Source organism: Actinophytocola glycyrrhizae, from assembly GCF_042653545.1.
Lineage (GTDB): Bacteria > Actinomycetota > Actinomycetes > Mycobacteriales > Pseudonocardiaceae > Actinophytocola > Actinophytocola glycyrrhizae.
Window position 1 is genome coordinate 135,472 of sequence record NZ_JBHSIS010000003.1, and the last position, 25,477, is coordinate 160,948.

The window sequence follows — 25,477 nt, forward strand, 5'->3', positions numbered from 1 at the left end:
ATCAGCAGTTACCTCAGGGGAACGTGACGGCACTCAGCCACTGACCGCCCGCGGTCCGCCGGTGTCGCCGGGCCGGGACCGACACCGTTGAATCCGGTCAGGCGTCGCGGGACTTCTCCCGCGATCGTGCCCTGCCGCGCTGGGTGCTGTCGAGGATCACCTTGCGGATCCGCACGACGTCCGGCGCGACCTCGACGCACTCGTCGTTGGCGCAGAACTCCAGCGCCTCCTCCAGCACCAGCCTGCGCGGCCGCGCGAGCCGCTCCAGCTCGTCACCGGTGGAGGAGCGCATGTTCGTGAGCTTCTTCTCCCTGGTGACGTTGACGTCGAGGTCCTCGGCGCGCGGGTTCTCGCCGACGACCATGCCCTGGTACACGTCCGCGCCGGGCTCGACGAAGAACGTGCCCCGGTCGGCCAGCTGGATCATCGCGTAGCTGGTGACCGAGCCGGACCGGTCGGCGACCAGCGAACCGGAGTGGCGGCCGCGGATCTGGCCCGCCCACGGGAAGTAGCCCTCGAAGATGGCGTTCGCGATGCCGGTGCCCCTGGTCTCGGTGAGGAAGTCGGTGCGGAAGCCGATCAGGCCGCGGGACGGGACGACGTACTCGACCTTCACGCGCCCGGTGCCGTGCCCGCCCATGTGCTCCAGGCGGCCCTTGCGGGCGGCCAGCAGCTGGGTGATGGCGCCGAGGTGCTCCTCCGGCGCGTCCACGGTGAGCCGCTCGAACGGCTCGCACAGCTGCCCGTCGATGGTGCGGGTGACGACCTCGGGGCGGCCGACGGTCAGCTCGAAACCTTCGCGGCGCATGGTCTCCACGAGGATCGCGAGCGCCAGCTCGCCACGGCCCTGCACCTCCCAGGCGTCGGGCCGCTCGGTCGGCAGGACCCGCACGGACACGTTGCCGACCAGCTCGGAGTCCAGCCGGCTCTTCAGCATCCGCGCGGTGAGCTTGGTGCCGCCGCCCCGGCCCGCGAGCGGGGAGGTGTTCACGCCGATGGTGACCGAGATGGCCGGCTCGTCGACGTGGATGCGCGGCAGCGGCTCCGGGTTCGCCGGGTCGGCAAGCGTGTCGCCGATGGTGATCTCCGGGATGCCCGCGATGGCGACGATGTCACCGGCCTCCGCGCTGGTGGCGGGGACCCGCTCGAGGTTCTGCGTGATCAGCAGCTCGGTGATCTTGACGTTCGTGACGCTGCCGTCCTCGCGGCACCACGCGACCTGGTGGCCCTTGCGGATGGTGCCCGCGTGCACGCGGCACAGCGCGATGCGGCCCAGGAAGCTGGACGCGTCGAGGTTGGTGACCAGCGCGCGCAGCGGCGCCTCCGGGTCACCCGCTGGCGGCGGCACGTGCTCGAGCAGCACGTCGAACAGCGGGTCGAGGTTCTCGCTGTCGGGCAGTTCGCCGTCGGCGGGCGCGGTCAGCGAGGCCCTGCCCGCGCGGGCGGAGGCGTAGACCACCGGCAGGTCGAGGATGTTGGTGTCGATCGTGTCCAGCTCGGTCGCGAGGTCGAGCAGCAGGTCGTGCGTCTCGGACACGACCTCCTCGATGCGTGCGTCCGGCCGGTCCACCTTGTTCACCACGAGCAGGACGGGCAGGCCGGCGGCGAGCGTCTTGCGCAGCACGAAGCGGGTCTGGGGCAGCGGGCCCTCGCTCGCGTCGACCAGCAGCACCACGCCATCCACCATCGACAGCCCGCGCTCGACCTCGCCGCCGAAGTCCGCGTGGCCGGGGGTGTCGATCACGTTGATCGTGACCGGCCCGTCCGGCGTCTCGCGGTGCACGGCGGTGTTCTTCGCGAGGATCGTGATGCCCTTCTCGCGTTCGAGGTCGCCGGAGTCCATGACCCGGTCTATCGGCTCGGCGCGGGTGGAGAAGGCGCCGGTCTGCCGGAGCATAGCGTCGACGAGCGTGGTCTTGCCGTGGTCGACGTGCGCGACGATCGCGACGTTGCGTAGGTCGGTCCTGGCGATCGCGGGCGAGATCGTGTCGGTGGCGGGCACGCGCGTGCTCCTGATTCATGGTCTGGCGTCATTGGCTGCGCGCGGAAGATCGATCGCGGCGCTCTGTCGAGGATAGCTGGCCCGACTGGCGGACCGGGCAAAGGTTAGCTTAACCTTAGTCGGTTCCCTTGGGTTGGAGTCGAATGGGCAAGCAGAAGTCGCCCGCGGACTACGTGCGGAAGTGGACGAAGGCCGGCAAGGTCAAGAAGAAGTGCTGCCGGTCGAAGTCCCGCTGCAAGAAGTGCCCGGTGCTCGCCCTCAAGCGGGCCAAGACCAAGGTCGCCAGGCGTGAGCTGAAGCACGCTGCCTAGTGCCCGGCCGAGGGCGCTCCGTATACACTCCGAACATGCGCAACATCACAACCATGTGGTGGGCCGCCTGACGGCGGTCCTTCTGTTGCGCAACCCACAGGCCGCCCGGACGGGCGGCCTTCGTGTTTCTCGGGGGCTCGGCCGGGCGGGTGCCGCCCCGACCTCGAGGAGTTCGAGATGACCCGCCTGTCCGCCATCACCCCGTCCGGGCCCACGCACGTCGGCAACTACCTCGGCGCCGTGCGCCGCTGGGCGCGGGAGGGCGGCCCGGACGACCTGTACTTCGTCAGCGACCTGCACGGCATGACCACGCCGTACCACCCGCAGAAGCTGCGGTCCCGCACCCGTGAACTGCTCGCCACCCTCATCGCGGCCGGGATCGCGCCGGACACCGTGTTCGTGCAGTCCGACCTGCTGCCCCAGCTCGGGCCGCTGACCTGGGTGCTGGAGTGTTCGTGCGCGTTCGGGGAGGCGGCGCGGATGACCCAGTTCAAGGAGAAGAGCGCCGACCGCACCCACGAGGGCACACCGGTGCGGGTCGGCCTGTTCACCTACCCGGTGCTGATGGCCGCCGACATCCTCCTGCAGGGCGCCGACGAGGTGCCGGTCGGCGACGACCAGGCCCAGCACGTGGAGCTGGCGCGGGTGCTGGCCCGCCGGTTCAACAGCACCTACGGGGAGGCGTTCGTGGTGCCCAGGGCGGTCACCCCGCCGGCGGGCGCCCGGATCAGGGACCTGACCGAACCGACCCGCAAGATGGACAAGTCCGCCCGCGACGCCGCGGGTGTCCTGTTCGTGCTCGACGAGCCGGACCTGTTGCGCCGCAAGGTGAAACGCGCGGTCACCGACAGCATGGGACGGCTGGAGTACCGGCCGGACGACCAGCCCGGCCTCGCGAACCTGCTGGAGATCCTGGCCGCGTGCCACGGCAAGTCGCCGCGCGAGGTGGTGGCCGGCTACTCGTCATACGGCGAGGTGAAGGACGCCGTAGCGGAGGCGGTGGTCGAGGAGCTGGCGCCACTGCGGGAACGTGTCCGTGAGCTGCTGGCCGACCCCGCCGAACTGGACCGGATCCGCGCGGTGGGCGGCGAGCGGGCAGCGGAACGCGGCGCTCACCGGCTGAGCACGGTCCTGCGACTGGCCGGCGTCGCCTGAGTGCCCTGAAAGGCGCTTTCGGGACGCTCGATGACCCGAAAGCGCCTTTCAGGGCAGTCCGCGCAGCAGCTGCCGCAGCGCGGGCAGCAGTACGCGGTCGGCGGGCAGCCAGGGCACCGTGCCCAGCTGTCCCGCCGTGAGCCACCGCAGGTCGGCGTGGTCGTGCGGGTGCGGCCGCGCGTCGCCGACGATGGTGGCGCGGTGGATCCGCAGCAGCTTCCCCTTGGGCAGCGCGACGTCCGGGCCGACCGGCGCGCCGACCTCGACCAGCACGCCCAGCTCCTCGGCGCACTCCCGCACCACGGCGTCGGCATCGGACTCACCCGGCTCGACCCGGCCACCCGGCAGCTCCCACAGCCCCGCCGCGTCGGCCGGGTAGGACCGTTGCTGCGCCAGCAGGCGCCGCCCGCGCACGATGGCCGTCCCCACGATCACCGGCGCACCGGCCAGCGCGAGTGCCCGCGTGCGGATCCCCTCGGCCAGCGACGTCAGCGCCGAGAGCACCCGCGACCGGTGCGCGAGCGGCCCGCCGGGCGCGCGGAACGTGGCCGAGCACGTCACGTCCGTCCCGGCCGGGGTCGTGGTCAGCCGCACGGCCAGCCGGAACGACCGAGGGCCGCGCACGGCGACGGCCGACCAGCCCTCCACCGCGACGGAGACGACCCGGAACCACCCGCCCAGCAACGGGAAGTCGTGGACGGGAAGCGCCGCCGAGACGATCCGCCTCGGCACGTCGACCAGGGTCGTCGTCGACAGGATCACGTCAGCGCCCGCCACCGCACCTGGAACCGCGCGCCGCCCTCCGGCGACTCGGTCACCTTCACCACCCCGCCCCGCCGCCGCACGACCTCCGCGACCAGCGCCAGCCCCAGCCCGGCGCCGCCGGAGTCGCGGGACCGGTCGTCCTGCACCCGGTAGAACCGGTCGAACACCCGCTCCCGGTGCTCGGCCGCGATGCCGTGCCCGTCGTCGTCCACCACCAGCCACACCGCGTTCGCCCGCGACAGCACGGTCACCGTGATCCTGGCGCGGGCGTGCCTGGCCGCGTTGCGCAGCAGGTTGTCCAGCACCAGGTCGACCTCCGCTGGCGCGGCCTCCACCCAGCACGCGCCGGGCGCGAGGTGACCGCCGACCACGGGCCCGCCGTCGGGGAGCCTGCCGATCGCCGCGCGGGCCGCCGCCACCACGTCCACCGGCATCGCCTCGGGCCACTCGCCCGCGTCCGACCGCGCGAGCGCCAGCAGCCCGTCGACCAGCGCCGAGAGTCGCTCCGCCTCGACCACCACGTCCGCGAGCACCTCCTGCGACAGCTCGGGGTCCGGGTTCGCCACCGCCACCTCGGCCTGCACCCGGATCGACGCGACCGGTGAACGCAGCTCGTGCGCGGCGTCGCCGGTGAACCTGCGCAGCCGCGCCGACGCCTCGTCCCGCCTGGCCAGCAGGCCGTTCAGCGCCGCGGCCAGCGACCGCAGCTCGTCGTGGGCGCTGGGCAGCGGCAGCCTGCGCCCGGCCGGGAGCCGCGCTGCCGCGGCCCGCATCCGTTCCACCGGCCGCAGCGAGGACCGCACGGAGAACCACGTCGCGATGCCGCCCGCCGCCGACCCGATCAGCGCGGCCACCACGAGCCAGTTGAACGCGCGGTGCTGCGCCGCCCAGTAGCCGGTGAGGATCGTCCCGACGACCACCAGCCGCTGCTGCCCGTCCGGTGCGGACACGACCGTGCCCAGCCAGCGGCGCGGCGGGTCCTCCGACAGCCGCAGCACCGGCGTGCCCGCCTTCAGCACCCGCAACTCGCCCGTCGACAGCGGCGGCGGGTCGCCGCCGTCGACCGGGGTGCCCGCGGTGTCGAGCACGCGGGCCTCCATGCCGACGGGCCCCACCTCGGCGGCCTGCCCGGCCCGCACGTCGGCGAGCGCCTCGACCAGGATCGGCCGCAGCTGCTCGTCGGCGGCGGTGACCAGCAGCGGGCCGATCAGCCTGCTCGTCACCAGCGCGAGGGTCAGGAACACGATGAGCGTCACCGCCGTGCCGACGGTGGTGATCCGGAACCGCAGCGACCGCCGCAGCCACAGCCGTCCGAAAACCCGGCCGAGTACCCCGCTCACCGCGTTCTGGGCTCGAGGACCGCGTCCAGCTCGGTGGAGGACGCCAGGTAACCGTGGCCGCGCACGGTACGCACGATGCCGCCCGCGCCAGCCGCGTCCAGCTTGCGCCGCAGGTAGCCGACGTACACCTCGACGGCGTTGCGGGTGGCGGCCAGCTCGTCGCCCCACACGGTTCTCAGCAGCTCGTCCTTCGTCACGACCGCGCCCGCCCGGCTGACCAGCACCTCCAGCACCGCGAACTCCCGTGGCGAGAGCGGGATCAGCTCACCGCCGAACCGCACCTCGCGCACGGCCCGGTCCACGATCAGCTCGCCGACCTTGAGCCGCCGCTCGGCGCCCTCGGCCTGCCCGCGCCGCAGCACGGCCCTGACCTGCGCGACCAGCACCACGAACGAGAACGGTTTCACGAGGTACCCGTCGGCGCCCAGGTCCAGCCCGTCGGCCTGGTCGACCTCGCCGTCCTTCGCCGACACCAGCAGGACGGGCGTGGTCACCCCTTCGGTCCGCAACGCCTGGAGCACCCGGTAGCCGGACAGGCCGGGCAGCATGATGTCCAGGAGGATCACGTCGAACGCGCCGGTGCGCGCGATGTCCAGCCCGGACGGGCCGTCCGCTGCGGTGACGACGTCCATGCCCTCCGCCCCCAGCCCGCGCTGCAGCGCCCGCCGGACCCCCAGTTCGTCGTCGACCACCAGCACACGCGGCTTCATGCGCACAGCATGCCCGGTCGTGCCTGCTCGGTGGGGGACCGTCTCAGCGGTCTCTCAGCATGTCGGCCGCTCTCAGTGCCATCTCAGTAACCGTGGGGCAACCTCAGTGTCACAGGGCAAGTGAGAGGGGCCAACATGAACTCCAGGAAGACCGCGTTGTCGTTCGCGGCAGCGGGCACCGCCGCGGGGGTCATCGGGCTGGTGGCGCTGGCGTCGCCGGCCGGCGCGGGGGAGGCGCCACCCGCGCTCCCGCCGGTCAGCGCGGCGGAGCTGGTCGAGTCGGTGCTGGACACCGACGCGATCCCGGCGCTCGCCGGATCGGTGGCGGTCGAGAACAACCTCGGCCTGCCGATCCCGGGGGTGCCGCGGAGCAACGGGGACGACTCGATCCAGGTGTGGTCCGACGGCACCGGCAAGGGCAGGCTCGCCCTCGCGGGCCGCGGCGGCGAGACCACGATCGTCGACGACGGCGCCACCGTGTGGGTGTGGGACTCCGAGGAGCGCTCGGTCACGCGGGTGCCGCACGGCAAGGACGCCGCCGACAAGCCGATGGAGGGCAAGTTCGCCGACCCGGCGGCCGCCGCGACCGAGCTGGTCACGGCAATGCAGGCGGACTCGACGGTGTCCGTCGACGGCACCGCCCGGGTCGCGGAGCGGCCGGTCTACCAGCTGGTGCTGGCGCCGAAGCCGACCGAGAGGACGCTGCTGCGCGAGATCCGCGTCTCGGTGGACTCCGAGCTGCGGATCCCGCTGCAGCTGGAGGTCCTCGCGAACGGGCAGGCCGACCCGGCGGTGAAGATCGGGTTCACCGAGTTCACGTCCGGCGCGCAGGACCCGGAGCTGTTCCGGTTCACCCCGCCCGCGGGGGCGACCGTGACGGAGAAGGACGTGCCGACGGAACGGCACGGCGAGCAGGTCGACGACTGGCTGGCGCAGGCGGACATGAAGACCGTCGGACGCGGCTGGGACGTCGTCGCCACCGGCAAGGTGCCCGCCGAGGCGCTCGCGGCGGCCGATGACATGTCCGGCCGGGGCGGCCAGGACGCGTTCGCGCTGCTCGGCACGTTCGGCAAGCAGGTCCACGGTGAGTTCGGCACCGGCTACGTGATCTCCACCAGCGTCGGCACCGCGTTGATCACCGAGGACGGCAGGGTCGCGATCGGCGCCGTGCCGGAGCAGGTGGTCACGGAAGCCATCAAGACGGTCCGGTGAGTACCGTCACCGGCATGACTACCGAGGAGGAGGCCCCCGCGGTGAGTTCCGCGGGGGCCCCCGCCCGTCTGGCGGCCAGGACCCGCAACCTGCGGAAGGTGTACGGCAAGACGGTCGCGGTCGACCACGTCGACCTCGACGTGCCGGTCGGCGCGGTGCTCGGCATGCTCGGCCCGAACGGTTCCGGCAAGACCACCACGATCCGCATGCTGCTCGGCCTGGTCCTGCCGACCGCGGGCACGGTGGAGCTGCTCGGCCACCGGATGCCCGACGGCGCGGGCTGGGCGCTGCCCGAGGTGGGCGCGCTGGTCGAGGGCCCCGGGTTCCACCCGTTCCTGTCGGGACGGGACAACCTGCTGCGGGTCGCGGCCGCCGAGCCGAGGCTCGCGTCGAAGGACATCCCGCGCGCGGTCGGGCAGGCACTCGAACGGGTCGGCCTGTCCGCCGCGGCGAACCGCCGCTACCGGGGCTACTCGCTCGGCATGAAGCAGCGGCTGGGACTCGCGTCCGCGCTGCTGATCCCGCGCCGGTTCGTGGTGCTGGACGAGCCGACCAACGGGCTCGACCCGGCCGGCACGCGTGAGGTGCGGGCGGTCGTCGCCGACCTGCACGCGTCCGGCACGACGGTGCTCGTGTCGTCGCACCTGCTGGCCGAGGTGGAGGCGACCTGCACGCACGTCGCCGTGCTGCACCAGGGTTCGGTCGTGGCCCAGGGGGAGCTGGCCGAGCTGCTGGAGGCCGGTGACGCGGGCGTGCTGGTGTCCACGCCGGACGTCGCGGTGGCCGTGGACGCGTTGCGGGACAACCGGATACCGGCGCGGGAGGCGCCGGGCGGGGTGCGGGTGGACCTCGCGGCCACCACCGCGCCGGAGGTCGTCGCGACGCTGGTGGGTGCCGGGGTGGCGGTGCACGAGGTGCGCAGGCAGCGGACCGGGCTGGAGGAGCTGTTCGCGCGGCTCACCGAGTCCGCCGAGCAGGGCCCCCGGCTGTCCGAGGTGGACACTTTCGAGGAGGCGCGTGATGACGCTCGCCGTTGACGCGCCCATCGTCACAGAACAGCGGACCAGGGCGCCGGTCGGGCGGCTGCTGTGGTCCGAGCTGCGGTTCATGATCCGCAGGCCGCGCACGCTCGTCGCGCTCGGCGTGCTCGCCGTGGCGCCGGTCATCGCGGCCGTCGCCATGTCGGTCGCGACGGAGGCGGCCGAGAACGGCGCCGGTGACCGGACACTGCAGAGCGTCGCCGCGCTGGTGTCGGACAACGGGCTGATCCTGCCGGTGTTCCTCCTGCTGCTGTCGCTCGCGATGCTGCTGCCGATGCTGGGTGCCATGTGGTCGGCGGACGCGCTCGCGGCCGAGTCGCAGACCGGCGCGCTGCGCGGGCTGCTGCTCGCACCGGTCGGCCGGGCGCGACTGCTCGCGGTGAAGGCGTTCGGCGTTGCCGTGCTGTCGCTGGTAGCGGTGCTGATCGTCACGGTCGTGTCGGTGCTCGCCGGGCTCGCGATCCTCGGTGGCGGCGGCATGCTCACCATGTCGGGCACCGTGTTGCCGTTCGGGGCGTCGCTCGGCCGGATCGCGCTGCTGGCGTTGCTGGTGACGGTCCAGGTGTGGGCGGTCGCGGCGGTCGCGCTCGCGGTCTCGGCGGCCACCGAGCACCCGCTGGTGGTGCTGGCGTCCACCCTCGGCGGGCTCATCGTGTTCACGATCCTCGGCAACATCCCCGCGCTGGACTGGCTGCACCCGGTGCTGCTGACCGACGCGTGGGAGTCGCTCGGCGACGTGATCCGCGACCCGATGCCGACGGACGGGATCGTCAACGCGGTCCTGCGTGCCCTCTGCTACCTGGTCATCGGCTACTCACTCGCCCTGGCCCGCATCTCGACGAAGGACGGCTAACCCGTCCGGGTCCAACCTCAGGTGGACGCGGTCGCCCGGTGTCTCCGCGATGGCGGCGACCGCGTCGACCACCCGGTCGCTCCCGTCGAGACGGACCTGCAGCCGCACGTGGTCGCGGCGGTGCACCGACCGCAGGAGCTTGCCGCCGATCCCGTTCCCGGTCAGCCGCAACGCATTGGGCCGCAGGCCGAGCGTGACCTCGCCCGCCGGCGCCCAAGGCAGGTCGGCCGACCCGAGTTCGCAGGTCGCGGTGCCGTCGGTGACGGTCGCGGGCAGGAACAGGCCGCAGCCGAGGAAACGGGCGGTGTCCTCGTCGGCCGGGTGCCGCCACACCTGTTCCGGCGGGCCGGTCTGCACGATCCTCCCCCTGCGCATCACCGCGACCCGGTCGGCGAGCGTGAACGCCTCGTCGTGGTCGTGGGTCACCACCAGCGCGGTCGCGCCCGCCACCCGCAGCAGCCCGGCCAGGTCCATGGCGAGCTGCTCGCGCAGCGCGCGGTCCAGCGCGGACAGCGGCTCGTCCAGCAACAGCAGCCGCGGCCGGGGCGCCAGTGCCCGCGCGAGCGCGACCCGCTGCGCCTCACCGCCGGACAGCTCGGTGACCCTGCGCCGCTCGTACCCGGCGAGCCCCACCAGGTCCAGCAGCTCCGCGACCCGTTCCGCGCGGCCGGGCAGACGCCGCATCCGCAGCCCGAACGCCACGTTCCCGGCCACGTCCCGGTGCGGGAACAGCTGCCCGTCCTGGAACACGAGCCCGAACCCGCGCCGGTGCACCGGCACGGCCGCGAGGTCGGTGTCGTCCCACCGGACCGTGCCGCCCGCGGTCGGCTCCAGCCCGGCGACCGCGCGCAGCAGCGTCGACTTGCCGCACCCGGACGGCCCGAGCAGCGCCAGCACCTCGCCGTCCGCGACCGTCAGGTCCACCTCGGACACCGCGGCCAGCGTCCCGTACCGCACGGTCAGACCCTCGACTGCCAGCATCAGAACTCTCCCACCGGCACGCGTACCCGCTCGACGACCGCGACCACGGCGACCGTGACCACGACGAGCAGCGTGCACGCCGCGTACGCCATCTGGTTGTTCAGCTCACCCGGCCGCGAGATCAGCCGCGCGATCGCGACCGGCAGCGTCGCCGTGTCGGGGCGGGCGAGGAAGCTCGTCGCGCCGAACTCGCCGAGCGCCACCACGAACCCGAACGCGGCCGCGGTCCCCAGCGACCGGCCCGCCATCGGCACGTCGACCTCCCGCCACACCCGCCACGGGCCCGCGCCAAGCGACGCGGCGGCCTGCCGCAGCCGCTCGTCGATGGACCGCAGGACCGGCAGCATGATGCGGATGACCAGCGGCGTCACCACGAGCGCCTGCGCGAGCGGCACCAGCGCGGCGGACGTGCGCAGGTCGCCCGGCAGCACGTCGAGCGTGATCAGGTAGCCGAAGCCGACGGTCACCGCGGACACCCCGAGCGGCAGCATGAACGCCGTGTCGATCACCTCGACGTACCGGACGCGGTCGCGTGCCAGGGAAACGAGCACCACGCTCGCCATCGTGCCGAGCGTGACCGCGATCAGCGTGGCGTCGGTGGCGGCCGCGAGGGAGTTCCTGGCCGCGTCGAAACCGGAGATGTCGAGCGAGCCCTCGTACCCGGCCCCGGCCAGCGCCCGGTAGCCGTCGAGCCCGGACCCGAACGACCGCGCGACGAGCGTCGCGACCGGCACGAGCAGCGCGGCGACCACCGCGAGGGCGAGCGCGACCACCCACCACTCGCCGCCGGAGGGCCTGCGCGCGGACTCGGCCTGCCCCCGCAACCGCAGCGCGGTCTCCCTGCGCCGCCGCGCGAGCGCCCCGACCGACAGGGCCGCGACGACCGCACCGAGCTGCAGCAGCGACAGCGCGGCGGCACCCGACAGGTCGAGCAGCTCGACGGTCCGCAGGTAGATCTCGGTCTCCAGGGTCCGCAGCCGGGACCCGCCGAGGATCAGGACCACGCCGAAACTGGTGGCGCAGAACAGGAACACGACCGCTGCCGCCGACCCGATCGCCGGTGCGAGCGCGGGCAGCGTCACGTTCGTGAACGTCCGCAGCCGGGACGCGCCCAGCGCCCGCGCGGCGTCCTCGGCGCGCCGGTCCAGGTGCGTCCACAGCCCGGCGACGGTCCGCGCGACGACCGCCACGTTGAAGAACGCGTTGGCCAGCACGATCGCCGCGACCCCACCGTCGGGCATGAGCCCGCGGAACGCCAGCCCGACCACCACGCTCGGCAGCACGAACGGCACCAGGATGACCACCCGCACCAGGCCAAGCCCCGGCAGCTTCGTCCTGGCCAGCAGGAACGCGACCGGCAGCCCGGCGACGATCGCGACGGCCGTCGCCCCGGCCGCCTGCGCGACCGTGAACCAGACGAGCCCCCACACGTCGGCGGTCGCGAGCGCGGCGAGCACACCGCCTTCCGCGAGGCCGAGCCGCAGGATCGCCACGACCGGCCACACGAAGAAGACGGCGAGGAAACCCAGGGGCACCAACGCGACCAGCGTCAGCCCCCTGGGGGTGCTCCTCAGCCCTGCACGATCGCGCGCCACTCGCCGATCCACCGCTCGCGGTTCTGCTGGATCTGTGCCGACGGCAGCTCGGCGGGATCCGCCGGCAGCGGCGCGGCCTTCTGCCACGCCTCCGGCAGGGTGACCCCGGCGCGGGCCGGGTACACGTACATCTGCTCGGGCACCTGCGACTGGAACCGCTCGGACAGCAGGAAGTCCATGACCTTCTCCGCGTCGTCGGGGTGCGCGGCGCCCTTCAGCACGCCCGCGTACTCGACCTGCCGGAAGCAGGTGTCCAGCACGGCCTTGGTGCGCGGGTTGCCCTGGTCGTCCAGCTCCGCGGCGGGCGACGACGCGTAGGACACGACGATCGGGCGGGGGCCCTTGCCGGAGGAGCCGGAGAACTCCTGCGTGTAGGCCTCCTCCCAGCCGCTGACGACCTGGACGCCGTTGGCCGCCAGCGCGCGCCAGTGGTCCTGCCAGCCGTCGCCGAGCTCCGCGATCGTGCCGAGCAGGTAGGCCAGGCCAGGGGAGGACGTCGCGGGGTCCTCGACGACCAGCAGGTCCTTGTACTCGGGTTCGACCAGGTCCGCGTAGCCGGTCGGTTCGGGAACGCCCTTGGCGGCGAGCGCGGCCGGGTCGATGTTCAGGCACACGTCGCCGAGGTCGACGGCGGTGAGCCGGTCCGTGTCGTCGATCCCGTGGTCGGCGGGCCCGTCGACCTGGGGCGCGTACTCGGCGAACACGTCCTCGTCGAGCGCGCGGGACGCGAACGTGGTGTCCACGCCGTACGCGACGTCGCCGATGGGGCTGTCCTTGGTGAGTACGAGCTGGTTGGTGAGCGCGCCCGCGTCACCGACCTTGCGCACGTCGATCGTGATGCCGGTCTCGTCGGTGAACCGCTCCATCACCTCGTCGCTCATCGCGAACGAGTCGTGGGTGACGAGCACGACCTTCCGCGCGGACTCCTCGTCACCGCCGCCGCCGAGCGAACACCCGGCTAGTGTGACTGTCAGCGCGCCGACCAGCAGAAATGTGCGAAACCGCAAGACGCCTCCTCCCTGCACCGGCATTACCCGGATCAGGTTCGAACGGTCGAGGGCTGCGCGCCCTCCTCTCAGCCCGGCGCGACACCGGACTCCCGTGTGATCCATCCGAGCGTACCTGTGCGGTCGGCGGCGGCACGCGTCACCATGGACACATGCCCGAACTGCTCAGCGACGAAGAAGTCGGCAAGGCCCTCGGCCGTCTGAACGACTGGCGTCTGGAGGAGGGCGCACTGGTCCGCGACGTGGAGCTGGCGAGCTTCCCGCAGGCCATCCAGGTGGTGAACCGGGTGGCGGAGATCGCGGAGAACGACAACCACCACCCGGACATCGACATCCGCTGGCGCACCGTCACGTTCCGCTGCAGCACCCACTCAGCAGGCGGCATCACCACCGCGGACACCTCACTGGCAGAAGAAATCAACGGCGTAGTAACCACCCTCCAGTCCCAGTAACCCCCGCGAGTCCCCCACCCAGAACCCGCGAGTCCCCCACCCAGAACCCGCGAGTCCCCGTTTCGGAACCCGCGAGTCCCCGGTTCAGGACCCGCGAGTCCCCGTTTCGGAACCGGTGAGTTGACGGTTCGTGCCGCGTAGTCCGGGACACGAACCGCGAACTCGGCGGTCCTGAACGGGGGACTCGCGGGTCCTGAACGGGGGACTCGCGAGTCCTGAAACGGGGACTCGCGGGTTGTTCAGTTGGGGTTGGGTTTGGGGGTCAGCGGTACGGTTACCAGTGGTTTCAGTGTTGGTTCTGGGTCGCTGTCGGCTCGTTCCACCACCATTTCGGCCCACCGGCCGGACATGCGCAGCGTCGCGACCGCGTTGCCGAAGTACGGCCCGGCGACCTTCTCCCACTCGACCGGCAGCGGCTCGATGTGCGGCGACCTCAGCATCCGCCACTTCAGCAGCGCCGCGAGCGGCTTCCACCACCCCGCCCGGAACAACGGCCGCATCACCGCGGGTGCCTTGTTGTGCACCGGCGAGCACACCAGCTGCCACACCTGCGCGTTCACCTTCTTCGGGTAGCGCACCTTCGCCGCGTACACGTGGTGCACGTCGCCGGACAGCACGCACACCGTGGACGTGTCGGTGTCGGCGATCCGCCCGATCAGCCGCGCGAGCCGGTCCGACGACGCCCGGAACGACGGCCAGTGCTCCAGGTCGGCGGCCTGCCGCAGCTTCTCGGCGAGCTTCCCGCGCCACCCCGGCCGCCGGCACGCGACCTCGTTCATCGACTGGACGTGGCTGATCGCGTGCGGCATCAGCCACGGCAGCGACGACCCGATCAGCAGGTGGTCGAAATCACCGACGGCGTTCTCCTCGATCCACTCGAACTCCTGGTCGCTGACCATCGACCGCACGCCGCCCGACAGGATGCGGCCGGAGCGGGTGTCGATCACCAGCAGCCGCACGTTGCCGTAGTCGCGCCGGTAGCTCCACCTGGTGCCCTTGCTGCCGTTGACCTCCTGCCTGGCCTTCTCGGCGAACTCGTCGAGCAGGTCGGCGGCGTCCCCGTCGCGCCCCTTCTCGAGGACCGCCTTGTACAGCTCGTCGGTCTCCAGCTCGCCGGGGCTCAGGTTGCCGAGCTGCTGGTAGATCCAGTAGGTGGCGAGCGCGTGCCGCTCGCGGATCGGCCACCAGGAGGTCCTCTCCTTCTCGTCGCGCCACGTCTGCGAGGTGTTCCAGTCGTCGCGGACGTCGTGGTCGTCGAAGACCATCGACGTCGGCACGGTCGACATCAGCCAGCGCGTCATGGGAGCGGTCCACGCCTCGAGGTACAGGCGGGTGTACTCCTCGAAGTCGGCGACCTCGACGCCGGGCGCCTCCTTGAGCGACCGGCGCGTCGCGAGCCAGGCCCTGGTGCCCTTCGTCGTGTCGTCGGCGTAGACCTGGTCGCCGAGCAGCACCAGCGCGTCCGGCCAGTCGATCTCGTCCTCGGTGCGCATCCGGTGCGCGTAGGCGGCGAGCGCGTCGGTGCCCATCCGCTTCTGCTCGCCGGGGTCGTCGGTCTCGGGCATCCGGCAGGACCCGAACAACATCACGAACGCGGGGTCGCCGCCTTCCGGGTAGGTGCGGATCCGGCTGGGCGGGAAATTCGAGTCCGCGGGCGGCCAGACGGTCTCCCCGTCCAGCGCCACCTCGTAGGGCGTCGCCGTGCCGGGTTCGAGCCCGGTGACCACGACGAGCGCGTAGTGATGACCGAAAACGGTGAACGTGTGGGCCGCGACGTCACCGATCGTGACCGTGCACGGTGTGTCGGTCTCGACCCACAGCGTGGCGGTGCGGGTGTCGACATGTCGCAGCAGCGGGCCGAGTAGCAGTCTGGGCACCCTGACATCAAACATGGCCGACCAATAAGGTGACACCCGCCCAGGTGATCCACGTGAGAGGGAGCGGCGATGGCCGATGTTCTCGAGCTCCGTCAGTACACCCTCCGGCCCGGCAGGCGGGACGACCTGATCGACCTGTTCGACCGGGAGTTCGTCGAGACCCAGGAGGCGGTCGGCGCGCAGGTGCTCGGCCAGTTCCGCGACCTCGACGACGAGAACCGGTTCGTGTGGCTGCGCGGCTTCGCGGACATGCCTGCCAGGGGAAAGGCCCTCGCGGAGTTCTACGGCGGACCGGTGTGGGCGGCACACCGCGACAGTGCCAACGACACGATGATCGACTCGGACGACGTGCTGCTGCTGTGCCCCGTGACCGACTTCACCCTGTCGGGTCGCACCCGGGGTGGGGACACGACGCTGGTCACGGTGACCCTCTATCACCTGCCCTCTGGCGGCGAGGACGCGTTCCTGGACTTCTTCGCCGACGCGGTGCGGCCCCTGCTGACCGAAACGGGTGCTCCGCCGCTGGCCGTGCTGCGCACGCTGCGTGCCGAGAACAACTTCCCGGCGCTGCCGGTCCGCGAGGACGCCAACGTGGTGGCATGGGTCGGTTCGTTCCGGGGCCCGGACGACCTGGCGGAACACGTGCGGCTGCTTGGCCGCGAGACCCGCTGGACGCACGACACGCTGCCGGAGCTCACCAGGCAGCTGGGCCGTCCGCCGGAGCAGCTGCAGCTGGCACCCACGTCCCGCTCCCTCATCCGGTAACGGGGAACCCCGTTCGGACGACCCTCCGGTCAGTACGCCGACAGGAGGTCGCGCCATGGGTGCGCAGGAGACGTGGGAAGTGCCGGTGGTCGACGCCCTCGACCGCGAGCGGACACTCGTGGTCACGGTGTCCGACGGCCGCGTGGCGGTGGTCCCACCCCCTGGCGAGGGCTTCTACCTCCCGGCCCAGTCGGTGTGGCAGCTCCACGAGGCGGTCCGGGCCGCCGCCATCGTCGCGATGAGGGCGAACGGCACCCGAGTGGCCGGTTGACCGGCACAGCGCCGCGGACATCTCGCTGGCCGGACCTTGCCGTGGGACATCAGCTTTCGAGTGCTGCGACGAGTAGCTCGCCGACCAGTCGCACGTCGTCGAGTTCAATCTCGCTGCCTTCGGGAACGGCTCGAATCTTGTTCAGCGAACGACCCGCTGACAGGTCGAACCATCGCCGGGCGTGGAGTAGCGCGTCGGCCCGCAGCTGAGGGTCCGCTGCTTCCAACTGGTCCCGTGACACCGGTCCGCAGGCCCGGTCGAGCGTGAGCCGAATGATGTCGAGAAGGTCAGTACCCTCCTTCGCCGCCCCGCGGTTCATGATCGACTGCAGTTTCATCGCGATGAGCGGGCCAGGTTCGGACACCCTCACCGTCAGCGGATCGAGGCCATCAACGCTGAGCACCAAACCGGATGCCGTGAATGCCGCCCAGGCATGGGACTGGACGTGCAGGCGATCGGTCGGATCGTCGGGAAGGTCGGCGATCTCGGCGTCGGTGACCTCCAGGACATCCACCTGCACGTCGCCACATGGCGTGTGAACCAACGCGCCGAAAGGCCCGCTCGGTGTGGCACCGGCCGCCACGAGCAGTTCGAGCTGCGAGTGTTCCTGCACGGCTCGACGGTGTCGAGGTCGGTCGTCACCCGGTATGGCGTCGACAGCCGGCACATGACCGCGAGGCCACCCACCAGCACGACCGCACGCCCTGTCTGTTCCGCGATGACAGGAATCGCGCTCACGAGCCGGGTCATCGAGTTCCCTGCGAGCACGACTCCCGGTGTCTCACCAGACACGGGTCCACGGCTTTCCGGGCTCCCAGTGGTCCAGGATCTCCCGGCCGCGTCCCGGATCCTGGGCGAGGTCGAGTGCGACGAACAGCGGGTTCGCCAGCGGCCACGCCTCATTCGCCCATGCCGCGCCGTCGATTCGCCGCGCGCACACCAGCGGCACCGGGGCCACGCGGATGCGGCAGGCGCGTGCGGTGGGTGTCGCGGCGGGGCCCAGGAGGTGAACGGCGCGGCGCAGCACGCCCTGGTCGGGGACGTAGAAGTCGGGCGGATGGTCCGCACGCATCGAGACGGGTGCACCGTAGGCCACCGCCGCGACGGTGTCGGTCAGTGCCCAGCCCACTGTCGACTCGACGTCGTCGAGTCCCAGGCGGAGTACCGAGTTGTCGCGGCCGTTGCCCGGTTCGGGGATGCTCGCAACGTCTTCGCTCGCCGGTTTCCAGTGCTCGGCGAGTTCCCAGAACAGCTCCGGCACGGCAGGCAGGTGGTTCGCGTGGACGAGGTCCGCCGCGCGCAGGGCCGCGAAGGCGCCGGAGATCGAACTGGGCGCCCGTGCCAACATCGTCGCGGCTGCGCGGACTCCGATCCGTGTCGTCGGGTCGAGCAGCAGCAGCGCCGCGAGTCCGATACCAACCCGTCCGCTCAACGCGTGCGCGGCAGGACGCGGTTTCGACAGGGCGGGCACGTCCGCGTCGACAAGTAGCCCTGGACCGACTATCCGCAGATGGCCGCGCAGGTCCAGCCAACTCCATCCGGCCCGGTTGAGCCGGACCCGCCCGTCCGCTGTGATGCGGTTCGCGACGACCAGGGGCACCACGTCGTTGCCGGCGGTTTTCGACCATCGTCGGAGCTGGCCTGGAACGCTGTCGGCCGTTACCAGCGAAGCCGACTGTATCTCGACAGCTACGGTTTCGCCGCTCGGCAGGACGACGATGGCGTCAACGTTCGGATTGGCTCCTGCGACCAGTCGAGCTTCGATTCCCAACGAATGCGCCCCGGCGATGAGCGCTTCGACGGCGTCTCGATCCTGTCGCCCCATGATGGAATGGTGCAGGGTGTTCGGTGTTCGGTCAATACCGAACACCGAACAGCGTCAGACGTTGAAGCGGAACTCCACCACGTCGCCGTCGGACATGACGTAGTCCTTGCCTTCGATGCGGACCTTGCCCGCCGCCTTGGCCGCCGCCATCGAACCGGCCTCGACCAGGTCGTCGTAGGAGACGATCTCGGCCTTGATGAAGCCGCGTTCGAAGTCCGTGTGGATGACGCCCGCGGCCTGCGGTGCGGTCCATCCCTTGTGGATGGTCCACGCACGCGCCTCCTTCGGCCCGGCGGTGAGGTAGGTCTGCAGCCCCAGCGTCGAGAACCCGGCCCGCGCGAGTGAGTGCAGCCCCGGCTCCTCCTGCCCGATGGACTCGAGCAGCTCCCGCACCGACTCCTCGTCGTCCAGTTCCAGCAGCTCCGCCTCGACCTTGGCGTCCAGGAACACCGCGGCGGCCGGCGCCACCGTCGAGGCCAGCTCCTCCCGTCGTGCCGCGGACGACAGCACCGGCTCGTCCGCGTTGAACACGTACAGGAACGGCTTCGTGGTCATCAGCGACAGTTCGCGCAGCAGCGAACCATCCACTTCGGACTGTGCGGCGAACAGTGTCCGCCCGCTGTCGAGGATGGACTGGGCCGTCGTGGCGGCTTCCAGCGCGGGCCGCGCCTCCTTGCGGGTGCGGGCTTCCTTCTCAAGACGGGGTAATGCTTTCTCCACCGTCTGGAGATCAGCGAGAATGAGCTCCGTGTTGATCGTTTCGATGTCGGAGGACGGGTCCACCTTGCCGTCCACGTGGACCACGTTCGGGTCGTCGAACACGCGGATGACCTGGCAGATGGCGTCCGCTTCGCGGATGTTCGCCAGGAACTGGTTGCCGCGCCCCTGTCCCTCCGACGCGCCACGCACGAGACCCGCGATGTCCACGAAGGACACTGTGGCGGGCACCACGCGGGCGCTGTCGAACATCTTGGCCAGCACGTCCAGCCGCGGTTCCGGCAGCGGCACGACACCGACGTTGGGCTCGATGGTCGCGAACGGATAGTTGGCCGCGAGCACGTTGTTGCTGGTCAGGGCGTTGAAGAGGGTGGACTTGCCGACGTTGGGCAGCCCGACGATCCCGAGGGTCAAACTCACTGGGCCAACTCTACGGCGTCCCGTTTCGGTGAATTGAAGAGACCGGTCGGTAGCGAAAGTGCCACGCACAGCGACATTGCAGAGGAATGTTGCCCTGCAAGAAGGATTACCCCGTTTGGACGCTAGTCAGTTCGGATCAGCTCAACAACACTCCGTGAGCACCTGTGGACTCGATCAGGCATTGCCCCCATCACAGAAGAAGGACTTCGGATGACCCATCGTGAATCGCGCCGGCGTGGGCTCGGCGCGGCGTTCACGGCGGCGGTCGTCGGCCTCTCGCTGACCGCCCTGCCGTCGACCGCCACCGCCGCCCCACCGGCGGTGCCGCAGGCACCCGGTGCGGGAGCCGACCTCCTCGGGAAGCAGGACCAGGAACTCATCGCCGAGGCGCTCAGCGCGGGCGAGGAGACCGTCGAGATCCTCGTGCTGGCGAAGGCGGGCCAGGAGTCGAAGAGCGTCGACCAGCTGAAGGCGGCGGGCGCGAAGATCAAGTACCGCGCCGACGAGCTGGGCTACGTGCGCGCGGAGGTGCCGACCAAGGACGTCGCGAAGTTCGCGAAGCTGTCGGCGGTCGTCGCGGTGGACCTCGACCGCGAGTACGACCTCGGTGAGCCGCGGCCGCTGGGCATCGACGACCCGGACCCGCAGCCCGCGCCCGGCGCGAACACCCCCGCGGTCAACCCGTACATGCCGACCGGCGAGACCGGCGCCGCCCAGTTCATCGAGAAGAACCCGAAGTTCGACGGCCGCGGCGTGACCGTCGGCATCATCGACTCCGGCGTCGACCTCGGTCACCCGTCGCTCGCGACCACGAGCACCGGTGAGCGCAAGATCGTCGACTGGATCACGGCGACCGACCCCGGCTTCACCAACGGCGTCAACAACGACAACGACCCGACGTGGATCGACATGAGCAACCCCGCCCCGGGGCAGCCGTCCACGTACCGGTACGGCGTGTTCAACGAGCGGGACACGCGGCTTGGCGGCGAGGTCGGCAACGACGTCAACCGCGACGGCAACCCGGCGGGCAGCATCCGCACGTTCGGCGTCCTGTGGGACACCGCGACCAACACGGTGTGGGTCGACACGAACCAGAACAAGTCCTTCTCCGACGAGAAGGCCATGACCGACTACAAGGTCAAGCAGGACTCCGACGAGTTCGGCACGGACGACCCGGCGACGCCGGTCCGTGAGTCGATGCCGTTCGTCGTGCAGACCGACGCCGCGAACCAGTCGGTGAACATCGGCATCGTGTCCGGGGCGCACGGCTCGCACGTCGCGGGCATCGTGGCCGCCAACAAGCTCTTCGGCGGCACCATGAACGGCGCGGCCCCCGGCGCGAAGCTCGTGTCGGTGCGGGTCTGCCTGTTCGTGGCGGGCTGCACCCGCCACGCGATGGAAGAGGGCATGCACTACGCCGCCCGCAACGGCGTCGACGTGCTGAACATGTCGGTCGGCGGCCTCGACCCGATCAACGACGGCGAGTCCGACACCGAGATCCTCTACAACCGCCTGATCGACGAGTACGGCGTGCAGATCTTCATCTCCGCCGGCAACGACGGCCCGGCCTCGAACACCGTGAGCCGCCCGTCGCTGGCGAGCAAGGTGATGAGCGTCGGCTCGTACATCTCGAAGGCGTCGTGGCAGCGCAACTACGGCTCGGACACGGTCGACGAGGACAACCTGCACCCGTTCTCCAGCCGCGGCCCGACCGAGGCCGGTGGCTTCAAGCCGGACATCGTGGCGCCGGGTTCGGCGATCTCCACGGTGCCGACGTGGCAGAACGGCGCCCCGGTCGCGGGCACCTACGCGCTGCCCCCCGGCTACGGCATGCTGCAGGGCACGTCGATGGCGTCCCCGCAGGCCGCAGGCGCCGCCGCGCTGCTGGTCAGCGCGGCCGTGCAGAAGGGCGTCTCGCACCGCCCGGAGCAGATCCGGACGGCGATGAAGTCCTCGGCCAGGTTCCTGAAGAACTACCAGGCCTACGAGCAGGGCAACGGCCTCATCGACGTGAAGAAGGCGTGGGGTCTGCTGAAGGCGGACATCTCGACCACCGAGATCTCCTCGTCGGTCGCGATCAACACGTCGCTGTCGGACTTCCTGGACACACCCGGGGTCGGCCTCGGCATCCACGACCGCGAGGGCGTCAAGGCCGGTGACCGGTTCGTCCGCGAGTACACGTTCAAGCGCACGTCGGGCAAGGCGAGCCCGCTGACCTACCGGGTCAGGTGGGTCGGCAACGACGGCACGTTCTCCTCAGCGCCCACGATCACCCTGCCGCTCAACTCGGCGGTCAAGTTCCGGGTGACCGTGGCACCGCGCGGGGCCGGCATCCACTCGGCGGTCCTGAACCTGGACAGCCCGATGACCACGGGCATCGAGTACCAGACGATGAACGTCGTGATCGCGGCCGAGGACTTCACCGCGGCCAACGGTTACCAGGTCAAGCACGGTGGCGAGATCGGCCGCAACGAGTCCACGAGCTACTTCGTGCGCGTCCCGGCCAACACCCCGGCGCTGAAGGTCGACCTGCAGGGCGGCGGCACCACGCCGGGCGCCGGCCAGGTCCGGTTCCTGCGGTACCACCCGTACGGTGTCGCGTTCGAGAACAGCACCCAGACCACGAACTGCTACAACCCGCCGGTCCCGCCGGGCAACGCCTGCAACGGCGGGCAGAGCCCGACGAGCCGCACGGCGACCAACCCGACACCGGGCGTGTGGGAGATCGTGGTCGAGGGCCGCCGCACCTCCGACGCCGTGCAGGCGCCGTACACGCTGGCCATCTCGGTGCTCGGCGCGACCGTGACCCCGAACCCGGACACGATCGCCACGGCGCAGCTGAACCAGCCGGTGGAGCGGCAGTACACGCTGAAGAACGCGTTCGGCCCGTTCAGCGGCCGGGCCGTCGGCACGAACCTGGGCAGCGGGAAGGTCGCGCGCCCGACGATCGGGCACGAGGCGTCCACGCAGGTCCAGATCCCGGTGACGGCAGGCGCCGAGCAGCTGCGGGTCAGGATCGGCAGGCCGAGTGACCTGAGTGCCGACCTCGACCTGGCCGTCTACAACTGCACCAGCGGCAGCTGTGTCCTCGCCGGGCAGAGCGCGGACGGCGACTCGGAGGAGGCGGTCACGATCAACGCCCCCGCCGCGGGCGTGTGGATCGCGCTGATCCAGGGCTACGCGGTGCCAGCGGGCACCACGGAGTACGACTACCTGGACGTGTTCAGCGGCGCGGCGTTCGGCACGCTCGCCATCACCGACGCGGACGCGGAGCGCCCGGCGGGCGCGGAGTGGACCGTGAGCGGCACGGTGACGCCGAAGGCCGTCCCGGCGCCCGACCGTGTCCTGCTCGGCAGCGTCGAGGTCCGCACCAGCGAGAACGCGCTGGTCGGCACCGGTGAGGTGATCGTGCAGGCGGTCACCCAGTAGTACCCGTCACTACCTTCGACGGCCGGTCCCTCCCAGGAGGGGCCGGCCGTTGTCATGTCCGAATACCGCGAGCCCGATCGCGTCGCCGCTGGCAGCATGGGTGACGTGCTGATTGACGAGGACCAGGGGTACCGGGCATCGGCGTCGCGGGACACCCGCTTCGACGGCCAGTTCATCCTGGCCGTGCGGACGACGGGCATCTACTGCCGCCCGTCGTGCCCGGCCATCATGCCCAAACGCAGCAACGTCGTGTTCTTCTCGACCGCGGCGGCCGCGCAGCAGGCCGGGTTCCGCGCGTGCCGCCGCTGCCTGCCGGACTCGGTCCCCGGCTCACCGGAGTGGAACCTGCGCGCCGACCTGGCAGGCCGCGCGATGCGCCTGATCACCGACGGCGTGGTGGAACGCGAGGGCGTCCCCGGACTGGCGGGCAGGCTCGGCTACTCGGAACGCCACCTGACCAGGGTCCTGACGGCGGAGCTGGGCGCGGGCCCACTGGCGCTGGCCCGGGCACACCGCGCCCATTCGGCGCGCCTGCTGATCGAGACGACGACGCTGTCACAGGCCGACATCGCGTTCGCGGCGGGTTTCGCGAGCGTCCGCCAGTTCAACGACACGATCCGCACCGTCTTCGCGACCACCCCGACCGGCCTGCGCGCCGCGGCGAAACGCCGGGCCACCCCGACCGCTCCCGGCAAGATCACGCTCCGCCTCCCGTACCGGGAACCGTTCGACCACGACGGCCTGCTGACCTTCCTCGCCGCCCGCGCCATCCCCGGCGTCGAGTCCATAGTGGACGGCGCGTACGGCCGCACGATGCGCCTGCCCCACGGCACCGGCACGGCGTGGCTCAGCCCGGCACACGGGCACGTCGACTGCACCCTGTCGCTGACGGACATGCGGGACCTGGGCAGTGCCGTGTCCCGGCTGCGCCGCCTGCTGGATCTCGACGCCGACCCGGGCGCGGTCGGCGAGGTGCTCGGCGAGGACCCGGCGCTGGAAGCGTTGGTACGCAAGAACCCCGGCCTGCGCCTCCCCGGCGCGGTGGACGGCGCGGAGATCGTGACGAGAGCGATGGTCGGCCAGCAGATCACGGTGTCGGCGGCCCGCACCGCACTGACCACGCTGACCGCGGCACTCGGCGACCCACTGTCCACACCGGACGGTGAGCTGACGGTGCTGTTCCCGGCCCCGGCGGCGATCGCAGAACGGGCCGCGGAGGTGCTGCGTGGTCCCCGCCGCCGCATCGACACCATCCTGACGGTGAACGCGGCACTGGCGTCCGGCGAGCTGGACGTGCACGTCGGCGCGGACCCGGAGGAGCTTTCCAGGGCGCTGCAGGAGTTCTCCGGCATCGGCCCGTGGACGGCGGGTTACGTGCTGATGCGTGTGCTCGGCGCCCCGGACGTGCTGCTGACCGGCGATGTGGCGCTGCGCAAGGGCGCGGCGAACGTGGGGCTGCCGTCGACGCCGGAAGCGCTGGAGGCGCATGCCGCCGCCTGGCGCCCGTGGCGCAGCTACGCGGGCATGCACCTGTGGTCGGCAAGTTAGGAGTGGGTGACGGTGATGTCGTGAATGACGACCTCGCCGTAGTTGCTGTCGCTGCAGGGATCGGAGTTTCCGCAGTTGGCCTGCGTGTAGGCCCCGGCCTTGAAGTAGCCGTCGCTGAAGTCGGCACTGATCGTGGTCTGCAGCACGCCGTTGTAGTACGCCTTGATCTTGCCGCCGGTGATCACGAACTTCGCCTCGAACGTGGTGCCGAGCACGTAGTTGTCGTCGACGAGCTTGTGGTCGGTGTTGTCGTCCTCGGTGATGTAGAGGTTGTCGCCCTGGAGCCGGAACACGGTGACGTCGTCGCTGCCGTCGTGGATCTGCCCGGCGACCACGTGCGGCTTCTCGGCGGGCACCGCGGTGATGGCCTCGCGGATGGTCATGGTGTGCGTGCCGGAGGTGGCGGACCAGCCCGCCTCGTCAGAGCCGTCGGCCGTCATCTCCCGCAGCTCTGACCGGGGATAGCTGGAACCGCCGGTGGTGACCCCGTTCACCGCCGACCGAAACCGCACCCCGTCGCAGGAATCGGTGGCCACGAACCAGGGATCGGCGGCAAAGGAGTCAAGCGCGGGCTGGGTGATCTCGTCGGGATCCTCGTCCCCACCGGTGGGCAACGTGACCTTCCAGCCGGTCAGGTCGAGCACGTCGGCGGGGTACCGGCAGGCAGTCCCCGAGTCCGCCCCGAAGATGTCGACCTCGGTGATGCTGGTCCAGTCGTTGACCGTGTTGCCATGTCCGACAACCCGCACGTACCGAGCGGCCCGATCGACGAAGTCGTAACTCTCGGGCTGCCGACTGGCACCACCGCTGTCCCGGCGGCTGACGGCGTTCGCCCAGGCCGTCCCGTCGCCGGAGGTCTGCACCTCGAACGTGGTGCGCCGCTGATCCCCGTTGTGCCAGGCGATCGACAACGACCCGACCGTGACGGCGGTGCCGAGGTCGTACCGGATCCAGACCCCGTCCCCTTCGTCGGACCACCGCGTCCCGAGATCCCCGTCAAGGGTGTTGGCGGGAACGTTGCCGTCGTCCCCGCTGGCCACCACCCCTTGGATGGCAACGGGTTCCGCCTGCGCCACGCCGCTGCCCATGAGCACGACAGCCGTGGCGGGCACCAACACCGCAGCCACCACCCGAACTCGCCGCATACCCCACACCTTCCGTAGCCCGGCTACCTCCAACCGAAGCTACGGAACCCACGCGAG

The 25,477-nt window shown here is 71.2% G+C and carries 22 protein-coding genes and 1 riboswitch; of the genes, 10 read left to right on the forward strand and 12 right to left on the reverse strand.

The features are described from left to right. Positions 1 to 97 precede the first annotated feature (97 nt). Entirely contained in the window at positions 98 to 2,002 is a 1,905-nt protein-coding gene (gene typA, locus ACFPCV_RS06750; protein WP_378055171.1) for a translational GTPase TypA, read from the reverse strand. 143 nt (positions 2,003 to 2,145) lie between these two features. Between typA and ACFPCV_RS06755 the strand changes: the two genes are divergently transcribed. Then, positions 2,146 to 2,313, forward strand: a complete 168-nt coding sequence (locus ACFPCV_RS06755) for a hypothetical protein (RefSeq protein WP_378055172.1) — start codon at positions 2,146 to 2,148, stop codon at positions 2,311 to 2,313. A 177-nt stretch (positions 2,314 to 2,490) separates the two neighbouring features. Continuing rightward, on the forward strand, positions 2,491 to 3,468 hold the full coding sequence (gene trpS, locus ACFPCV_RS06760) for a tryptophan--tRNA ligase (protein WP_378055173.1): 978 nt from the start codon (positions 2,491 to 2,493) through the stop codon (positions 3,466 to 3,468). 48 nt (positions 3,469 to 3,516) lie between these two features. Here trpS and ACFPCV_RS06765 read toward each other — a convergent pair whose 3' ends face one another. From ACFPCV_RS06765 to ACFPCV_RS06775, 3 genes are read right to left on the reverse strand one after another with little or no spacing between them, the layout of a single operon-like run. Next, on the reverse strand, positions 3,517 to 4,245 hold the full coding sequence (locus ACFPCV_RS06765; protein ID WP_378055174.1) for a (deoxy)nucleoside triphosphate pyrophosphohydrolase: 729 nt from the start codon (positions 4,243 to 4,245) through the stop codon (positions 3,517 to 3,519). After that, the gene (locus tag ACFPCV_RS06770; protein ID WP_378055175.1) at positions 4,227 to 5,573 is read right to left on the reverse strand and encodes a sensor histidine kinase; all 1,347 of its coding nucleotides are present in this window, start codon (positions 5,571 to 5,573) and stop codon (positions 4,227 to 4,229) included. The genes ACFPCV_RS06765 and ACFPCV_RS06770 overlap by 19 nt, the downstream gene beginning before the upstream one ends. Then, positions 5,570 to 6,283 carry a response regulator transcription factor gene (locus ACFPCV_RS06775; RefSeq protein WP_378055176.1) on the reverse strand — a complete coding sequence of 238 codons (714 nt, stop codon included), beginning with the start codon at positions 6,281 to 6,283 and terminating at the stop codon, positions 5,570 to 5,572. Before ACFPCV_RS06775 ends, ACFPCV_RS06770 begins: the two co-directional genes overlap by 4 nt. A 135-nt stretch (positions 6,284 to 6,418) precedes the next feature. Here ACFPCV_RS06775 and ACFPCV_RS06780 point away from each other — a divergent pair, with 135 nt between their 5' ends. From ACFPCV_RS06780 to ACFPCV_RS06790, 3 genes are read left to right on the forward strand one after another with little or no spacing between them, the layout of a single operon-like run. Continuing rightward, the gene (locus ACFPCV_RS06780) at positions 6,419 to 7,495 is read left to right on the forward strand and encodes a LolA family protein (RefSeq protein WP_378055177.1); all 1,077 of its coding nucleotides are present in this window, start codon (positions 6,419 to 6,421) and stop codon (positions 7,493 to 7,495) included. Between the two features lie 14 nt (positions 7,496 to 7,509). Beyond that, positions 7,510 to 8,532 (forward strand): ABC transporter ATP-binding protein, encoded by a 1,023-nt coding sequence (locus tag ACFPCV_RS06785; protein WP_378055178.1) that lies wholly within the window; start codon positions 7,510 to 7,512, stop codon positions 8,530 to 8,532. After that, positions 8,516 to 9,388: an ABC transporter permease subunit gene (locus ACFPCV_RS06790; RefSeq protein WP_378055179.1), complete on the forward strand. Its 873-nt coding sequence runs from the start codon at positions 8,516 to 8,518 to the stop codon at positions 9,386 to 9,388. Before ACFPCV_RS06785 ends, ACFPCV_RS06790 begins: the two co-directional genes overlap by 17 nt. On the opposite strand, the gene ACFPCV_RS06795 is transcribed toward ACFPCV_RS06790, so the two are convergent. The 3 genes from ACFPCV_RS06795 to ACFPCV_RS06805 all read right to left on the reverse strand — a co-directional run bounded on the left by ACFPCV_RS06795 (position 9,350) and on the right by ACFPCV_RS06805 (position 12,971). Further along, a complete protein-coding gene (locus ACFPCV_RS06795) occupies positions 9,350 to 10,372 on the reverse strand; it encodes an ABC transporter ATP-binding protein (protein ID WP_378055718.1) in 1,023 nt (340 codons plus the stop codon). The two genes, ACFPCV_RS06790 and ACFPCV_RS06795, sit on opposite strands and share 39 nt — an antisense overlap. Further along, on the reverse strand, positions 10,369 to 11,964 hold the full coding sequence (locus ACFPCV_RS06800) for an ABC transporter permease (protein ID WP_378055180.1): 1,596 nt from the start codon (positions 11,962 to 11,964) through the stop codon (positions 10,369 to 10,371). The genes ACFPCV_RS06795 and ACFPCV_RS06800 overlap by 4 nt, the downstream gene beginning before the upstream one ends. Further along, entirely contained in the window at positions 11,940 to 12,971 is a 1,032-nt protein-coding gene (locus ACFPCV_RS06805) for a thiamine ABC transporter substrate-binding protein (protein WP_378055181.1), read from the reverse strand. The genes ACFPCV_RS06800 and ACFPCV_RS06805 overlap by 25 nt, the downstream gene beginning before the upstream one ends. After that, positions 12,963 to 13,077, reverse strand: a riboswitch (TPP riboswitch). Its footprint overlaps the gene before it by 9 nt. A 46-nt stretch (positions 13,078 to 13,123) precedes the next feature. Between ACFPCV_RS06805 and ACFPCV_RS06810 the strand changes: the two genes are divergently transcribed. After that, a complete protein-coding gene (locus tag ACFPCV_RS06810; protein WP_378055182.1) occupies positions 13,124 to 13,423 on the forward strand; it encodes a 4a-hydroxytetrahydrobiopterin dehydratase in 300 nt (99 codons plus the stop codon). Between the two features lie 239 nt (positions 13,424 to 13,662). Here ACFPCV_RS06810 and ACFPCV_RS06815 read toward each other — a convergent pair whose 3' ends face one another. Continuing rightward, on the reverse strand, positions 13,663 to 15,315 hold the full coding sequence (locus tag ACFPCV_RS06815) for an alkaline phosphatase D family protein (protein WP_378055183.1): 1,653 nt from the start codon (positions 15,313 to 15,315) through the stop codon (positions 13,663 to 13,665). A 54-nt stretch (positions 15,316 to 15,369) separates the two neighbouring features. On the opposite strand from ACFPCV_RS06815, the gene ACFPCV_RS06820 reads away from it, so the two are divergent. Together ACFPCV_RS06820 and ACFPCV_RS06825 are read left to right on the forward strand one after the other, a co-directional pair. Next, the gene (locus ACFPCV_RS06820; protein ID WP_378055184.1) at positions 15,370 to 16,065 is read left to right on the forward strand and encodes an NIPSNAP family protein; all 696 of its coding nucleotides are present in this window, start codon (positions 15,370 to 15,372) and stop codon (positions 16,063 to 16,065) included. A gap of 55 nt (positions 16,066 to 16,120) precedes the next feature. Further along, complete coding sequence (locus ACFPCV_RS06825; RefSeq protein ID WP_378055185.1) at positions 16,121 to 16,336, forward strand: hypothetical protein; 216 nt, start codon at positions 16,121 to 16,123, stop codon at positions 16,334 to 16,336. Positions 16,337 to 16,385: 49 nt separating this feature from the next. On the opposite strand, the gene ACFPCV_RS06830 is transcribed toward ACFPCV_RS06825, so the two are convergent. From ACFPCV_RS06830 to ychF, 3 genes are all read right to left on the reverse strand, one after another. After that, entirely contained in the window at positions 16,386 to 16,949 is a 564-nt protein-coding gene (locus ACFPCV_RS06830) for a hypothetical protein (RefSeq protein ID WP_378055186.1), read from the reverse strand. 168 nt (positions 16,950 to 17,117) lie between these two features. Next, on the reverse strand, positions 17,118 to 18,206 hold the full coding sequence (locus ACFPCV_RS06835; protein WP_378055187.1) for a hypothetical protein: 1,089 nt from the start codon (positions 18,204 to 18,206) through the stop codon (positions 17,118 to 17,120). 9 nt (positions 18,207 to 18,215) lie between these two features. Then, positions 18,216 to 19,298 (reverse strand): redox-regulated ATPase YchF, encoded by a 1,083-nt coding sequence (gene ychF / locus ACFPCV_RS06840; protein WP_378055188.1) that lies wholly within the window; start codon positions 19,296 to 19,298, stop codon positions 18,216 to 18,218. A 210-nt stretch (positions 19,299 to 19,508) separates the two neighbouring features. Here ychF and ACFPCV_RS06845 point away from each other — a divergent pair, with 210 nt between their 5' ends. Then, the gene (locus tag ACFPCV_RS06845; RefSeq protein ID WP_378055189.1) at positions 19,509 to 22,727 is read left to right on the forward strand and encodes a S8 family serine peptidase; all 3,219 of its coding nucleotides are present in this window, start codon (positions 19,509 to 19,511) and stop codon (positions 22,725 to 22,727) included. 96 nt (positions 22,728 to 22,823) lie between these two features. Further along, positions 22,824 to 24,275 carry a DNA-3-methyladenine glycosylase 2 family protein gene (locus ACFPCV_RS06850; protein ID WP_378055719.1) on the forward strand — a complete coding sequence of 484 codons (1,452 nt, stop codon included), beginning with the start codon at positions 22,824 to 22,826 and terminating at the stop codon, positions 24,273 to 24,275. Here the strand turns inward: ACFPCV_RS06850 and ACFPCV_RS06855 are convergent. Beyond that, positions 24,272 to 25,420, reverse strand: coding sequence for a polysaccharide lyase family 7 protein (locus ACFPCV_RS06855; RefSeq protein ID WP_378055190.1), 1,149 nt, complete (start codon positions 25,418 to 25,420; stop codon positions 24,272 to 24,274). The genes ACFPCV_RS06850 and ACFPCV_RS06855 overlap by 4 nt on opposite strands. Positions 25,421 to 25,477: the final 57 nt, after the last annotated feature.